This window comes from Pseudomonas sp. FW306-02-D09B (assembly GCF_058782685.1).
Genome location: NZ_JBYSXY010000003.1, coordinates 378,341 through 394,284, shown reverse-complemented (window position 1 = coordinate 394,284; position 15,944 = coordinate 378,341). Strand labels below are relative to the sequence as shown.

The following is a 15,944-nucleotide window of genomic DNA, read 5'->3' as shown; positions in this document are numbered from 1 at the left end:
CGGATGTTTCAAGGCTTGACGATTTCAAGCTGGCCGACCTTGCCACGGCCTTGCAAGGTGGTTTGGTACAGGCCTTCGGCATAGGCCGGTGGCGTGTTGAAGGTCCCGGCGTTGGTGGCCCGTACGCGGTAGACGAAGGTGCCGACGTCCCGCAGCGCCGTGCCATAAAACACCACCCGGTCATCGCGCACATCAATGTAATCCGGTTGCCAATTGCTCAACTCGCTCTCACCAATAGGCGCTTGCCAGGCGTTGGCCTCTTCGCTGTTTTCGGCGTATTGCGATTCTTCGCCTTCACCTTCACTGGCGGCCTGCGGCTCTGGCGGCAGGCGATACACCGGCTCGACGCCGCCCGGCAACAAATCGACCACCGCCACTTGCTGCACCTGATCCCGATCCGTGGCCCGCAGTCGCAGGCGCACCAGGAACTCATCACCGACGCTCACCTGGCTGACGGGCTTGCCGTTCAGGTCGAGGTATTCGTGGATGATTTCCAGGCCATTACTGATGGAATGGAGGGTCGCACTCCGATCAAAACCGGCCTCGCTGAGCATGTAGAACGCAGCAGGACCGTCAGTTTTTTCCATCAGCAGTTTTTGCGTGCCTGGCGGGACTGCCGCACGAGGCGGTTGACCGGCCATCTGTAACAGTTGTTGCTGCTTGTCTCCCAGCCAGGCCGTGGCTTTGAGGGTCATGTTGCTTTGCGCCCGTTGGCCGTAGTTGTCCAGGGCGCGCAACAACAGTGCGGCCGACAGCGAGTTGTAACGCTGCTCATTGAGGCGCTTGCCGAGCTTGTCCAGCAGGTTCACCGGCACGTCGCCCAGCAACTCCGGGAAGTGGCGGCTGAGCAAATGCAGGTGCTCGGCGTCGTGGACCAGTGGGTCGTAATACAGGCCGTCGCTGTCCCAGGCATCGCTGATGGAACGCCACGGGATTTTGCGCACCAGTGCATCAGCCTGACGATCCTGCTTCAGTAACTTGTAACTGGCGGCGAGGTAGGCGGCGCCCAAGTCATTCTTCCAGCTGTCGCGGAAGTAGCTCTCGTAGCGCTCGCGGATATCGCTCAAGGCACCACTGACCAGAATCCCCTGACGACTCAGCAGGTAGCTGGCGTAGGCACGGTTGCGCAATTCCGACAGGCCTTCGCTGGGACCGTTGGCCAGGTCGGTGAGGTAAGCGTTGGCGCGCACCAGCACATCTTCCGGCACCGGCAGACCGCGCTCCCTGGCTTCGATCAGGAAGTCAGTGGCATACAGGCTGGCATAAGGCGCGACGTCAGGATTGGCGGCCCACAGGCCGAAACCACCGGCTTGATTCTGCCGCTGTCGAAGCATGCGCACCGCACCGGTAAAGGCCTGTTCCGCTTCTGGTGCGGTGCCGCCCCAGATCAACGTCGGCATGGCCTTGGACACCAATTGCTCGGTACAGGCGTAACCGTAGTCATCAAGATAGTGTTTGAGGCCATTAGCCCAGACCAGAGGCGAGGCGGCCACCCCCAGTTGCACATTACGCAGTTGGGGGAACAGTTCGCGCGTGGGTTTCAACTCTTTGCTGGTGCTGTCGAAACGGCCGAGGCTGAGGGCGACCCGGTGTTCACTCAAGGGCCGGATCGAGGTGGTTTCGGCCACCTGGATACGCTTGCCGTCCGGCAGCACCGCGACAAAGCGCAAATCCGCCGAGCCGAGGTTTTCCAGGACCTTGATCCGGAATTCGGCTATGCCTTCCTTGCGCGGTTGCAGGTCCAGGGTGCTGTTGGGGTCGCCTTCGACTTTCAGGCCGGCGCTGGTTTGCAGCTCAAATTTCACGCGGGTGGGCGCTTCCAGATTGCTGAAGACCCCGGCACTGACACTGAACACATCCCCAGGTGCAACGAAGGCCGGCACGTTCGGCGTGATCACCAGTGGCCCGCGCACATCGGTGCTGGCCTCGCTGACACCGACGCTGTCGGCATCCACCGCCACCGCAAACAGGTGCAACTTGCCGTTGAAGCTGTCCGGGATCTGGTAATGCAGCACGGTATCCCCGGCCGGCAAGTCGATCAGCCCTGACCACCATGCCACGGGCGGCTGGTGTTTGCGTTTGAACGGGTTGAGGTGCGAGGCCAAGGCGTTTTCCGTATCGCCACCGGGTGCAGCGCCACTGAGCAGGCGGCTGAATTCCGGCAGGATCAGGTCAAGAATCTGGCTGGTACCGACCTCCAGCGCCCGTTTCTGAAAAAAGAAGCCCAGCGGGTCCGGCGTCTGATAACGCGCTACTTGCAGAATGCCTTCGTCCACTGCGTAGACCACGGCGCGGGAAGGGCGGTCGGCATTGACCTTGATGTCCAGCACCTGCCCCGGCTCGGTCTTCGTCGGGCCTTCGACCTTCAGCGCCATGCGCCGCGCATCGAGGTTGATGCTGAACGGCACCACGCCGTAGGACAATGGACTCATGTAGACCTCGGATGAGCCGATGTCCCGCACGAATTGCACGTTGATGTAAGCATTGCCCTCCAGCCCGGCTGGCACACGGATGTGCTGCACGCTGTTGGTGCTGTCGGCCTTGAACCACTGCTGGGTGTAGACCTTATCGCGCTCGATGGTGATCAGCCCGGCGCCGGTGTAAGGCGCGCGGATGCTGATGGCGATCTCGTCGCCGGTGGCATAGCTGCGTTTGTCCAGGCGCAGTTGCAGCTCGGCGTTGCGCTCCAGGGAGCGGGAAGTGTTGCCACGCCCGGCGACGCTGTAGTCGATGGCGTTGAGCAGGTTGCCGTTGGCGTCCTTGAGTTGCAGGGTGTAGTCGCCTGGTGTGGCGGTGTTCAGCGTCTGTTTCGCGCCGTCCTTACCCAAGGGCAGGGGCGTGGCTGACTGGTTGATGTGCTTGATCCGCGACTCGTATTTGTAGGTGCCGTTGGATTGCTTGATCAGCACCGAAACGTAGCGGTGTTCCACCAGCTCGGTGCTCAGGCCCTCGACCGCTACCGGCGTGAGATCCGGCGCGACGGCCAGCCATTGCACCTGGCGCGACGCATCCTTGGCCACGTAGCCCAAGGAATCCTGGCTCTTCACACCTACCAGGTACGACGCCGAAGACACCAGCAAAGCACTCTGGGCGGCGACGTTGCGACCGCCTTCGGCCTCGTAGACCTGAGCCATGACTTGCAGGCGATAGGTGCTGTTGGAAAAACGTTGCAAGTTGAGGTCAAGGACGGCCTGGCCGTTGTCGTCGGCCTCGGTCTCTGCCAGGTCCTCGGAGTTGGCTTCTTCCAGGGAGTCTCTGAGACGGAAGCGGTAGTCCGGGAAGCGATCGAAGGCGGCCAGCGTCGGGCTCAGGGACATTTTTGCGGTCACCCGCCGACCCGACGCCGGAGCGCCGAACAGGTGCAGCGCGGTGACCTTGGCCACCACTTGCTCCGGCGGTATCCAGCCTTGTACCGGCGTATCGTGCAGGCTCAGACTGACTTTCATGCGGTCCGGCTCGAAGTCGCGAACCTTGAAGCTGACGCTGCCCAAATCGGTGCGGGTCTGTTGTTCGCCAATCAGTTGCAGGGTCGCGGTGTAATCCCCGGCCGGCGCTACTTCACTGCTGGCGAAATCGAAGCTTTCAAAACCCGAGGCCGACAGCTTCAGCGGCTGGCGTATCACTTCGAGGCCCCGGGGGTCGGTGATTTGCAACTCCAGTGGCAGGCCTTGCAGCACACCTTTCCAATTGCCGCTACGCACGATCATGCCCAGATGCGCGGTCTCGCCGGGGCGATAGAGGCCGCGGTCGGTAAACAGGTAAGCGCTCAAGCGGTCGATGGCGCCGTCTTCTTTCAGACCGCCGACGTCGAAACGCGACAGGTCCAATTGCTGGGACTGTCGGGCAATTGGCAGGAAGGACTGGTCGTTACCACGGGTTACCACGTACATCAGTGGCGTTTTTTCGCGGCGCAACTCGTCGAGTTTGGCAAAGTGGGCGTGGCCTTCGGTGTCGGTTTTACCGCTGCTCACTGGCAAGCCATTGCGGCCGATGATATCGACCTGAGCGTCGGCCACGGGTGAACCGTTGCCGATGGATTGCACGTACACATCGTGGCTGCCGTCGCTGGAGCGTTTGGCGATGATCCCCAGGTCTGTGACCACGATAAAGCGCAGGTCACTGGTGGTATTGCGCGAATAACCGTCGAAGGTGTGCTCGGCCGGATCGTCCTGGGGGCTCAGCTTGAGGACGAAAATCCCTCGGCGACCACCGTTGGCGGTGAGGTAACGGCTGAGATCTACGTTGTCATAGAGGGTTTTCGACGGATCGGCGGCCGAAAGCGGAATGTCCAGGGACATGCGCTCTACCATCCGGTCGAAATAGTCGTTGCCGAAGTTTGGCCGGGCGAAGCTGCCGCTGCTTTGATCCACCAGGTGCTGCAATTGGTTGGGCAGTAAACGGGCGATTTCCACATGGGCGCCGGGCACGCCACGAGCCATGAAACCCAGGCGTTTTTCGCCGTTGAGGCTCAGCAATGCACCGTTGGAGAGGAACTGCAAGGTACGCGGATAGGCCGGCATGCTCACCAGCGACGCCACAGGATTTTTTGCCAGGTAACCGCCGATGGCTTCCAGATTGGCCGGAACCCGTGCATACAGCATGCGGCCCGCCGGGGCCTTGAACTTGAAGGCGTGCTGAGTGTTCAGCGGCTCGATGCTCGGTACGTGGGTCAATTTGACCGGGATGCTGCGGGCCAACAGTTTTTCGTCGATTTCGCTGGTGGACCAGGGGCGGTGGTCATCCTCGGCTTTTTCCGGCAGCAGCCAGGCCTGGACCTTACCGGCGATGGTCTCATCGGCCACAGCGTTGGAGCTGCTGAACATCAGCACAGGTTCCGGCTCGCCGCGTTCGTTGTCGACAAACTGGATGTCGGCGCTGCTGAAGGTCAGGCGATAACGCCCGGGCACCGTCACATCGGCGCTCAACGGCGCAGGGCTGGTGTTGCCGCCATCTCGAGCCTTGATGCCTTCGTCGAGTTTGATCGTGACCGAGGCGTTTTCCAGCGGCGTGGCCAGGGCGGCGGAACGGATGTAGGCGTTGAGCTTGCGTTCGTCGAAGCTGATTTCCGGCAGGTTAGGCGCCTGGGCATCGCGGTAGGCCAAGCCTTTGCCAAGGGTAATGGACACTCGCTTGCGCAGGCTTTCTTCGTCCACCGGGTGGGAGAAGCGGAAGGTCGCCACCTGCTGTTTCAGTGTCGGATTGACTGGGTCCTGGTACAGCTCGTTTTGGGTCAGTTGGCCGCGGAATGGCGGGGTGGTTATCTGGCTGTTGTATTCGGCCAGTAGTACACCGTCAGCCAGCAGGTTGCTCTTTGAAAGTTCGAGACTGTAATGGGCGTCAATCGGCCAGTCCTGGTCCGGCACGAACAACAGGCTGCGATCATCGGCCCAGCTCCAGGTGCCTTGGACGGCGGGCTTGAGGCTAATGCCCTGAGTGACGGGCTTGCCAATGTCCTGCAACGGCGCCACCGATTCGGCGAAGCGGATTTGCAGGGTATCGACGATGGGGGGCTGCTGGGTGTAATCCGTCAGGTTCGGCTTGTGCACCGAATAGGCCACGGTGTGCGGTTTTGGCAGGTTTGAATACCAGTGCCAGCCGTAAAAAACCGCTGCCACTACCAGCAGCAAGCCCAACACGCCGCCAGTGGTCTGGCGCGGATAGGCTCGGGCCTTGTGCCCCAGCGTCGTCAGCCCAGCGCCGATAGCCCTCAGCCAGAAGGGCGGCTGCCACTGGCCAAAGAGGCTTTTCAGCAACCAGCCAACGACTTTGGAAAGAACGCTCACCACGGTGAGAAAGACCCCGGATATCCGGCGCCAGGCTTCCTTGCACGAGTCAAACATTGTGAGCATCCTTGGCAAAATGGCACATATCCTACACGCGAACAGGCTAGAAGCCCTAAGGACTACCCCCTATTCAGCGAATTGCTGTCTCGCTGGTCAACGTAGTGCTGCCCGGCTGCTCCAGCACGGTCCGTGCAAGCGCATTCGCGCTCATCATCCCCCCGCCTTATTGCACACCATTCAGCCTCAGCCCTGTTGATTGTGACTGCCCGCGCCGTGCCTGACACTCGGGCTCACTGTCCCTGGCCTGCTGGAGTTTGGTAATGAAAGAGTCTGTGCGCTTTGAAGATAAAGTGGTGATCGTCACCGGTGCAGGCGGCGGTCTTGGACGGGCTCATGCGTTGTTATTCGCCAGGCAGGGTGCCAAGGTACTGGTCAATGATCTCGGCGGCTCGGCTCAAGGCGAAGGCGCCAATGCCTCGGCAGCCGACCGCGTGGTGGCAGAGATTCGCGAGGCCGGCGGCAGTGCCGTGGCCAACCACGATTCGGTGACCGACGGCGACAAACTCGTGCAGCACGCCCTCGATACCTTTGGTCGCATCGACGTGGTGGTCAACAACGCCGGGATATTGCGCGACAAGACCTTCCACAAAATGGAAGACGGCGATTGGGACCTGGTTTACCGCGTGCATGTCGAAGGTGCTTATAAAGTCACCCGTGCCGCGTGGCCACACATGCGTGAGCAAAACTACGGTCGAGTGATCTTCACTGCCTCGACCTCCGGCATCTACGGCAACTTCGGCCAGTCCAACTACGGCATGGCCAAACTCGGTCTTTATGGCCTGACTCGCACCCTGGCCCTCGAAGGCCGCAAGAACAATATTCTGGTCAACGCCATCGCCCCGACCGGTGGCACGCGCATGACCGAAGGCTTGATTCCGCCACAAGTCTTCGAACAGCTGAAACCGGAATTGGTCAGCCCGCTGGTGGTGTACCTGGCCAGTGAGAACTGCCAGGAAACCTCCGGCCTGTTCGAAGTCGGCGGTGGCTGGATGGGCAAAGTACGCTGGGAGCGCAGCCTCGGCGCCGGTTTCGATCCGCGTGAGGGCTTCTCGCCGGAAGATGTTGCGGCTCACTGGCAGCAGATTTGCGACTTTGAAGGTGCAGCGCATCCGAAGGACAACATTGAGGCGCTGAAGGAAATGATGGGGAATTTGCAGAAGTATTCGTTGTAACTCCGAAGACTATTGCCAGCGTACGCTCAATCAGCTTCGCCTCCGAGCACTTCCCCCATCGAACCCCGTGCTCACGGGGTTCTTTATTTCGCCCATAAAAAAGGCCGCTGCAAACGCAGCGGCCAAGGTAAGACGTTGGATCAAGGAGCTACAAATCAACGTCAGTGAACACGGGTCGATGAGCTGAAACGGATTCAAATCACCTGGATTCTGTTGCTGATGAGGCGGGAAAATCACACCTCGGTACTTCGTGCTTTCGGCCCCATTGCCCTGAAAGCCAGGCAAGGATAAGTCCTTATCCCCAAAGGAAAAATAGCGATTCGAGACAATGACTGTTACAGCATCGGCAACAGTCGCTGCCATGGCCGATGCACGTCAGGTGGCGCCTTTTGTACAAAACCCGTTGAGTCAACGTGAAATAGAAGTGCTCAAGTTAGTCGCTCAAGGTAACGCGAACTAACGAATTGCCGACCTCTTGTTTATATCGTTACATACGGTAAAAGCCCAGGCGCGACGGATCAATGGAACGTTGGGCGTGGGGCGAGGAACTCCAGCGGTGGCCAGGGAAACAGTGCAGGGGTTTAGTATTTTAAGTGTGGGTGGAACACGATCTTGTTGTGGCTGTTTACGAATGCATACATGTTCCGGGGTGTACTTTGAAGGCTGGAATCTTTATAAGGTGTTCGTCGGCCCGGTTCAAGTGAATTTATCTATTGTGTAGGGGCGATCACTTATTTATTAAAAGGATTTCGGAGATGTTGAATATGGATTTGTTGAAAGAAATCAGTGCGATGCTGGATAAGGATTTTGAACAGTTGAAGTATGGCATCAAGGCCGATGAGACTTACTTGAACTCGACAGTGATCAATGACCTTGGGCAGCCGGTAGTCGATTACTCGCAAACCCTGAGCTGGGCGATCATGGAGAAGGTCCAGGATGACGAGTTTCCAACGTTCGGCGACGAGTATGCGGGTGTATTTACCCGGCAGTGGACGTTTGATCCGCTTTATCGCGTGGATAACAATATCTTCAATATTGAAAAGCTGAATTTGTTTGGGCGCAGTATCGTCGAGTATTACCGCGCGCAATAAGCAGTGCCTTATAAGCCTGTGCAGTGGCCGATAAATGGAATGAGTTGGTAGAATGCCCCGCGCGATCAGTGTGCGGGGTGTTAAAGAGTTTTATTGGATGCCAAAAGGAAGTGTGCATGAATGTTAATGTTTTAACGGCCGTGGCGGGGGGCGACTCTTCGAAAGAGCTGTTGCGTCCTTCGAAACGAACAATGGCCGAACAACCTCACCTGATACCGGATTGGTTGCAAAATGCCAGTGAAGAAGATCGCCAATATTATGTCGATACGGAACAGTCCCTGGCAGCAAAAGAGCAAGCGCTTGATGAGCAGCTGAAAGAAACCGTATCTCTCAAGGCGTTCGCACATTTCTATGCCCAAGAGATTGTCAGAATTGAAACCGGTGAACTTGTCGACCCGGAGCACATTCTTGTCAACGCTTCTCATACGTTTTATGTGGGGCAGCAAAAGGTTGTTCAACGCAATCGCCTGACACTTCCCGAGTTCATGCTCAACGGTTTGTATGATCCGTCCTCTGTTCCATTGGAGATCACCCTTGAAGGTGAGACGTTACCGCCAGACTTTACCGAGCAAGTACTGAGGGAGGTGCTGGGCGATGAGAACAGCATGCGCTCACTGTATGCCGAGAAATTTGAAGAAAAATACACCAGCGAAGCGGTGCTGCAAGCCCTGCAAGCCTTGCTGGACAGTCGCACGGACCTGAGTTCGTTCAGCGCGAAGTTGCAAGGGCATCTCAGTGACGACAGCCTCAAGATCGTCGAACTGGCCAGCCAGAACGTCAGAAACTATTCCATGGGGAGTCTTTCGTTTGACACCTGGAAACACGCCTTCCAAGGGATGATTGTTTATTGTGGACCGGAAGGTGAAGACGGTCCTTGCGTGCTCTATACGCCGCAAGCCCCCGGGGGCAGGGTCTGGTTCGAGTTTGTGAGCATCAAACAACTGAACTTCCATATGGCCGATTGGACGAATCAGCCGGCAGGACGCAGTTACCTGAGTCGGCAGTCTCACGCCTCTGAGCGAGAGCGCACCGATGCTTACATGAGATTTGTGCTGGAGTTGCCGAGTCAATGGCGCGGCCTCAAGCGTACCCCATGGCCGCAGTTCGGTGCAGGGGCATTACGCCAGGCTGTTCTGCTCAATGTCGGTTGGCTGCGGGGCGAAGTGGAGGCGGTCATCCCTGCCGGTTATCGTTCGGCGTCCTCTTACCATCGACGGTATTTCGCTCGTTTGAATACCGAGCTTAAAGCGTTGACCCGGCTGGCCAGCCATGAGGCGGCGCTGATCAGTTACGAGAAGTTTGCGTACGACCTCATCAAACAAAGGGTTGAAGGTGTTCTGGCGGAACACGGTGAAACAGTCGTCGTGAACCCCGATCTGATAAAGGTGGTGCTGGACGAGTCGCAAGAAATGACCTTGTCTCAGCTCATCATCAAGGAACAACACATCACGGAAGATAGCGGGCCGATACATAACCCGGGAATCTACCCAACACTGCGTTTGTTGGCCGGCCATCCCCCCATCTCCGACACCTTGATGGCCGACGTGCTGATGAAATACATGGTGGGCTGGTCGAAGACGTTGCGTCCGGGCGAAAAATATATCGACATGTTGTCCAGCGACTACCTGGACCCCAATGCCCCGCGTTACGCGCTGAAACGCGATGTGTATGTAAACACGCAACTGCATGAGATGCAGCGCGCCGCGTTGGCGGAACTGTTCAGCGGTGTGCTTTCGCGGGAACACTATGAACGTATCGAACAGGCTATTGATCGGTTGCGAGTACCGGAGTCCACCGATCCAATAGAAAATGATGAGCCTGAATCTCCCCAACGCAACGGTGTGTACCAGTTTTATCTGCAAAACCGCAGGGTCCAGGGCGTTTATGTTTTCCGCTTGATGAACGATGGCGTGGCCACGGATCTGTTGTATACCCCGAATGCACCTGACGGCCGATGGTTTCGACCACGGGCCGAGTTCGCCAGGTCGGTGAAAGTGGGGGGGTTAGGCAGTTATTACTGCAAGCGAGTCAAATACACCGACCAGCGAGTGATCAGCGCATACATCGAAGAGATGACGCAACGTAGTACCGACGACGAGCCGCCGGCACTGCACGTTCATAGCCGGGTATTCGACTTTTCGCATTGTTACAGCGAGATGATCAGGCAGATCATTGACGGTGTCGATGCACAAACCATGAGTCTCATCGAGATTGTTGCCAAACTGAGCTACGACGCTGCGGTAGCGGCAGTCACCGTCATAGGCTGTATCTTCCCACCGATCGGTCTTGGGTTAAGCGCGGTCGTGATGGCAAAAGGGGTGTTCGAGGGGGCAAAGGCTTATCACGAAGGAGATCATTCGGGGGTATTCGCAAGCTACCTCGATTGCATGCTGGAACTGGCCACGATGCGTATCGGCAAGTTGGGTTTCTCGCAGGTGCAGAAGGCGATTGCCAAGCGCTTGGGCGATGCGAATACCTGTTTGAGCGTTGTCTCTGCGTGCAGTGGAAAAACCGTGGATCTGGCGGTGATGACCGAATTGATGAAGGAGGCGCTCGAAGAGCCTGATTCCAGCGAGCAGACGCTACTGGAGTAAACACAGGCGTTCAGCGCCGAACAATTTAACCGGCGACGCTGGGCTCGTAGCCCATCCGCCAACTCACGGCCCGGGTCGCCGCCAGCAATCGCTGCGCCGCCGGGCCGTTTTCGTCGGCGTGGAACAACGACGTCGGGCCGACGATGGTCAGCACTGCCGCCACCTGGCCGACGGCATTGAACACTGGAGCCGAGAGCGCATCGACTCCCGGCATCAGCAAACCATGCACATGATGCAGGCCGCGTTCGCGGATCTGTTCACACAAGGTCGCGTAGACCTGGTCATCGGCCAGCGGATGGGCCGCCGTTGCCTGCACTTCCAGTTCGCGTAACTCAACGGTTTCGCGGTTCGGCAAAAAAGCGCTGAACACCAGGCCGGTGGATGAGCTGAGCAGCGGCAAGACCGAACCCAGTTGCGTCACCACCGTCACTGCACGCACCGCCGGTTCGATATGCACCACGGTTGCGCCCTGGTTGCCCCATACCGCGAGGAAGCAGGTTTCGTTCAGGTCGTCGCGTAACTCGGCGAGTGGCAGGGCGGCGACTTTCAGCACGTCCATACTGTTTAAAGCGGCCAGGCCAACGCGCAAGGCTTCGCGGCCGAGGCCGTAATGGTTGGTGGCGGCGTTTTGCTCGGCAAAGCCGCTGGCGATCAACGCCTGTAAATAGCGGTGAACCTTGCTCGCTGGCATCTGCACGTGTTCGGCCAAGCGCGACAACGATGTCGATGGCGACAACTCGGCCAAGGCCTTGAGGATGTCGGTGCCGACCTCGGCCGAGCGGACTTTTTGTTTACCGCTGTCGGCGGTGCTGCTACGCGGCTTTTCCATGGAGGCGGTGTGATCCCGGGACGAATGGGCGTCTTTATAGCTTGACGGTCAATACCAATCAAATTACGTTATGCGTAATCTAATTACGATAAAAATAACCTGGGCGTGCCGAGACTTCTGAAAGGGAGCCACAGGCCACGGCCTACTCCCTGTTCAGGAGGCTCCATGAACCTTGATTCAACGGCGCCAGCGCTGGTTTACCAGTCAGGTTTCGGCAACGAATTCAGCAGCGAAGCGTTGCCCGGCGCACTGCCCGTCGGCCAGAACTCCCCGCAAAAAGCCCCGTACGGTCTCTACACCGAACTGTTCTCCGGTACTGCGTTCACCATGGCGCGCAGTGAAGCGCGACGCACCTGGATGTACCGTATTCAGCCGTCGGCCAATCACCCGGCGTTCGTTAAGCTGGAGCGGCAATTGGCTGGCGGACCGCTGGGCGACGTGACGCCCAACCGCCTGCGCTGGAACCCGTTGGAGATCCCTGGCGAACCGACCGATTTCATCGACGGTCTGGTGTGCATGGCGGCCAATTCGGGTTCGGAAAAACCGGCAGGGATCAGCATTTTTCACTACCGCGCCAATCGCTCCATGGAGCGGGTTTTCTTCAACGCCGATGGCGAGTGGTTGCTGGTGCCGGAGCAGGGGCGGTTGCGCATCGCCACCGAACTCGGGGTGCTGGAACTGGAACCGCTGGAAATCGCCGTGCTGCCGCGCGGTTTGAAGTTCCGCATCGAATTGCTCGACCCGCAAGCCCGTGGCTACCTGGCCGAGAACCATGGCGCGCCGCTGCGCTTGCCGGACCTCGGGCCGATTGGCAGTAACGGTCTGGCCAATCCACGGGACTTCCTGACTCCGGTCGCGCACTACGAAGACCTCAAGCAACCGACCACCCTGGTACAGAAATTCCTCGGTGAGTTGTGGGGCTGCGAGCTCGACCATTCGCCGCTGAACGTGGTCGCCTGGCACGGTAATAATGTGCCGTACAAATATGACCTGCGCCGCTTCAACACCATCGGCACAGTCAGCTTCGATCATCCGGACCCGTCGATCTTCACCGTGCTGACGTCGCCGACCAGTGTCCATGGTCTGGCCAACCTCGATTTCGTGATCTTCCCGCCGCGCTGGATGGTGGCCGAAAACACCTTCCGTCCACCGTGGTTCCACCGCAACCTGATGAACGAATTCATGGGCCTGATCCAGGGCACCTACGACGCCAAGGCCGAAGGTTTCCTGCCGGGTGGCGCGTCGTTGCACAGCTGCATGAGCGCTCACGGTCCGGACGGTGAAACCTGCACCAAGGCGATCAATGCCGAACTGGCGCCGAGCAAAATCGACAACACCATGGCCTTCATGTTCGAGACCAGCCAGGTGTTGCGCCCAAGCCGCTTTGCCCTCGATTGCCCGCAACTGCAAAACAACTACGATGCATGCTGGGCCTCGCTGCCCGTCACATTCAATCCGAACCGGAGATAACCCATGACTCAGACCACCCCCACTCGTAGCTGGGTTGCCTCCGCCAACGGTCACACTGACTTCCCGCTGCAGAACCTGCCGCTGGGCGTGTTCAGCACCAAGGGTTCGGCGCCGCGCAGCGGTGTGGCGATCGGCGAGCATATTTTCGACCTGGAAGCGGCGCTCGACGCCGGTCTGTTTGACGGTGCGGCGCGTGTGGCCGTCGAAGCCACTCGTGGCGGTCAGCTGAACGCATTTTTCGACCTCGGACGTGGCGCCCGCGTGGCCCTGCGTGAGCGTCTGCTGGAGCTGTTCACCGAAGGCAGCACCCTGCGCGGCAAGATCGAAGCCCAAGGCGCAAAACTGTTGCCATTGGCCGCCGATTGCCAGATGCACCTGCCTGCAAAGATCAATGACTACACGGACTTCTACGTCGGCATCGAGCACGCGCAAAACGTCGGCAAACTGTTCCGCCCGGACAACCCGCTGCTGCCGAACTACAAGTACGTGCCGATCGGCTACCACGGCCGTGCATCGACCATTCGCCCATCCGGCACCGACGTGCGTCGTCCGAAAGGCCAGACCTTGCCAGCCGGTCAGACCGAACCAACGTTTGGCCCGTGTGCGCGTCTGGACTATGAACTGGAGCTCGGCATCTGGATCGGCCAGGGCAATGAGATGGGCGACTCGATTGCCATCGGCGACGCCGCCGAGCACATCGCCGGTTTTTGCCTGCTGAATGACTGGTCGGCGCGCGACATCCAGGCCTGGGAATACCAGCCACTGGGGCCGTTCCTGTCGAAAAGCTTCATTACCAGCATCTCGCCATGGGTTGTCACCGCTGAAGCGCTGGAGCCATTCCGCCGTGCCCAACCGGCGCGTCCCGAAGGCGATCCTCAACCGCTGCCGTACCTGTTCGACAAACGCGATCAGGCCGCGGGTGCCTTCGATATCGAACTGGAAGTGCTGCTGCTCACCGAAGCCATGCGCGAACAAAACCTGCCAGCCCATCGCCTGACGCTGAGCAACACTCAATACATGTACTGGACCGTGGCGCAAATGGTCGCGCACCACAGCGTCAACGGTTGCCAGTTGCAGGCCGGTGACCTGTTCGGTTCGGGCACCTTGTCGGGGCCGGAAAACGGTCAGTTCGGCAGCCTGCTGGAAATCACCGAAGGCGGTAAAAAGCCGATCGAGCTGGCTTCGGGCGAGGTGCGCAAGTTCCTTGAAGACGGCGACGAAATCATCCTGCGCGCACGCTGCAGCCGTGACGGTTTCGCCTCCATCGGTTTCGGCGAATGCCGCGGCAAAATCCTGCCGGCGCGCTAAGAGGTTCAGGCCATGGAACTCTTTACCTACTACCGTTCGACGTCGTCCTTTCGGGTGCGCATTGCCCTGGCACTCAAAGGGCTGGAGTACCAGGCGCTGCCGATCAACTTGATCGCGCCGCAAGGTGGCGAACACCAGCAACCGGCATATTTGCATATCAACCCGCAAGGCCGGGTGCCAGCCTTGCGTACCGATGAAGGCGAGTTGCTGATCCAGTCCCCGGCGATCATCGAGTACCTGGAGGAGCGTTATCCACAGGTGCCGCTGCTGTCCAAAGACCTGGCCAGGCGCGCGCATGAGCGTGGGGTGGCGGCGTTGATCGGTTGCGACATTCATCCGCTGCACAACGTCAGCGTGCTCAATCAACTGCGCCAACTCGGTCACGATGAGCCGCAGGTGGTGCACTGGATCGGCCACTGGATTACTCAGGGGCTGGCGGCGGTCGAGCACTTGATTGGCGACGAGGGTTACTGTTTCGGCAGCGCGCCTGGGCTGGCGGATGTCTACCTGATCCCGCAGTTGTACGCGGCCGAGCGGTTCAACATTTCCCTTGAGGCGTATCCACGGATTCGCCGGGTCGCGGCGCTGGCAGCGCAGCATCCGGCCTTCATCAAGGCCCACCCGGCGAATCAGCCCGATACCCCATAGCTGAGCGGATACTTTGTTCTTGTGGCGAGGGAGCTTGTTCCCGCTGGAGTGCGAAGCGCTCCAAAAACAGGCAGTAACACTGTTTCTGAAGGATCTCATTCGCCGGTTTTGGGGCTGCTGCGCAGCCCAGCGGGAGCAAGTTCCCTCGCCACAGGAATGCAGTGGTTAAAGGGTTAATGCACGATGGCGTTAGGTGGCAAATGCCCCAGCCGTTCAGTCAGGCGGATGCGCTGGATCGGGTCGTCGGTGAGCAACAAGGCATGCTCCAGGTCGAAACGCTCGGCGTTGGGGCATTCCAGCCGTTGATAGAGGCTGGCGCGGGCCAGGTAGTCGCTGACGCAAGCGTTGCCGAGTTCCAGCACCCGCTCGGCATCGATCAGTGCGTCGATGTTGTCGTCGTTGGTTAAATGCAACTGGCGCAAATTGCGCGACAGTCGCTGGAGCATCTGGACCGGTTCGCTGGTAAGCAGATGCTCGGCGTTGAGCTGCATGTTCGGACCGTACTGGCGCTGCAGCAACTCGCGGCAGTCGTTGGGGTACAAGCGCCGACCGCCACACGGGTCGAGCAAATGATCGGCACCCGGCACCCGCAACAGAAAATGCCCGGGAAAATTCACCCCGACCATTGGGATCTCCAGCCGTCGGGCCAGCTCCAGCGCGATCAAACCGAGGGCCAGCGGTTGTCCGCGCCGGCGTTCCAGCACCTTGTTGAGCAGCGCCGCCTGCGGGCGCAGCGGGATGGACTCGTCCTGTCGATAACCCATGTCATTGAGTCGCCGCAACAACGGTTGGGCCAATTCGCTGACCGGCAACATGGGTAAACCGGCACTGACCCGTTGTTGCAGGTCCTTGAATTGCTCCAGCAGTACCTCGGGCTTCACCTGTGGATCGTGTTCGGCAGCGATCCACAGCGCCGCTTCGAAGAGCGCCGGTGGCGAGCGTTGCAGACAAGCGAAAAAAGCGTGGCGCGGGTTCATCAAAATCTCCGA

9 protein-coding genes and 1 pseudogene are annotated in these 15,944 nt (G+C 59.2%); 7 read left to right on the top strand and 3 right to left on the bottom strand.

The features are described 5' to 3' along the window. Positions 1–8: 8 nt before the first annotated feature. The gene (locus tag AC3WK5_RS08500; protein WP_103318159.1) at positions 9–5,840 is read right to left on the bottom strand and encodes an alpha-2-macroglobulin family protein; all 5,832 of its coding nucleotides are present in this window, start codon (positions 5,838–5,840) and stop codon (positions 9–11) included. A 263-nt stretch (positions 5,841–6,103) separates the two neighbouring features. Here AC3WK5_RS08500 and AC3WK5_RS08495 point away from each other — a divergent pair, with 263 nt between their 5' ends. The 4 genes and pseudogenes from AC3WK5_RS08495 (at position 6,104) to AC3WK5_RS08480 (ending at position 10,700) form a co-directional block, all read left to right on the top strand. Beyond that, complete coding sequence (locus tag AC3WK5_RS08495; RefSeq protein ID WP_103318157.1) at positions 6,104–7,015, top strand: SDR family oxidoreductase; 912 nt, start codon at positions 6,104–6,106, stop codon at positions 7,013–7,015. A gap of 397 nt (positions 7,016–7,412) precedes the next feature. Continuing rightward, a pseudogene (locus AC3WK5_RS08490) lies at positions 7,413–7,595 on the top strand (response regulator transcription factor); the annotation flags it as partial. A gap of 175 nt (positions 7,596–7,770) precedes the next feature. Then, complete coding sequence (locus AC3WK5_RS08485; RefSeq protein ID WP_103318155.1) at positions 7,771–8,106, top strand: hypothetical protein; 336 nt, start codon at positions 7,771–7,773, stop codon at positions 8,104–8,106. A gap of 116 nt (positions 8,107–8,222) precedes the next feature. Then, a complete protein-coding gene (locus AC3WK5_RS08480; RefSeq protein WP_256585261.1) occupies positions 8,223–10,700 on the top strand; it encodes a dermonecrotic toxin domain-containing protein in 2,478 nt (825 codons plus the stop codon). 25 nt (positions 10,701–10,725) lie between these two features. On the opposite strand, the gene AC3WK5_RS08475 is transcribed toward AC3WK5_RS08480, so the two are convergent. Then, entirely contained in the window at positions 10,726–11,529 is an 804-nt protein-coding gene (locus AC3WK5_RS08475; protein ID WP_103318151.1) for an IclR family transcriptional regulator, read from the bottom strand. Between the two features lie 165 nt (positions 11,530–11,694). Between AC3WK5_RS08475 and hmgA the strand changes: the two genes are divergently transcribed. Genes hmgA through maiA form a run of 3 tightly spaced genes read left to right on the top strand, consistent with a single transcriptional unit; the run spans position 11,695 to position 14,955 of the window. Then, positions 11,695–12,999, top strand: coding sequence for a homogentisate 1,2-dioxygenase (hmgA, locus tag AC3WK5_RS08470; protein ID WP_103318149.1), 1,305 nt, complete (start codon positions 11,695–11,697; stop codon positions 12,997–12,999). Between the two features lie 3 nt (positions 13,000–13,002). Beyond that, positions 13,003–14,307 (top strand): fumarylacetoacetase, encoded by a 1,305-nt coding sequence (gene fahA, locus AC3WK5_RS08465; RefSeq protein WP_103318147.1) that lies wholly within the window; start codon positions 13,003–13,005, stop codon positions 14,305–14,307. Positions 14,308–14,319: 12 nt separating this feature from the next. Then, on the top strand, positions 14,320–14,955 hold the full coding sequence (gene maiA / locus AC3WK5_RS08460) for a maleylacetoacetate isomerase (RefSeq protein ID WP_103318145.1): 636 nt from the start codon (positions 14,320–14,322) through the stop codon (positions 14,953–14,955). A gap of 173 nt (positions 14,956–15,128) precedes the next feature. Here maiA and AC3WK5_RS08455 read toward each other — a convergent pair whose 3' ends face one another. Beyond that, the gene (locus AC3WK5_RS08455) at positions 15,129–15,932 is read right to left on the bottom strand and encodes a SirB1 family protein (protein WP_054595754.1); all 804 of its coding nucleotides are present in this window, start codon (positions 15,930–15,932) and stop codon (positions 15,129–15,131) included. Positions 15,933–15,944: the final 12 nt, after the last annotated feature.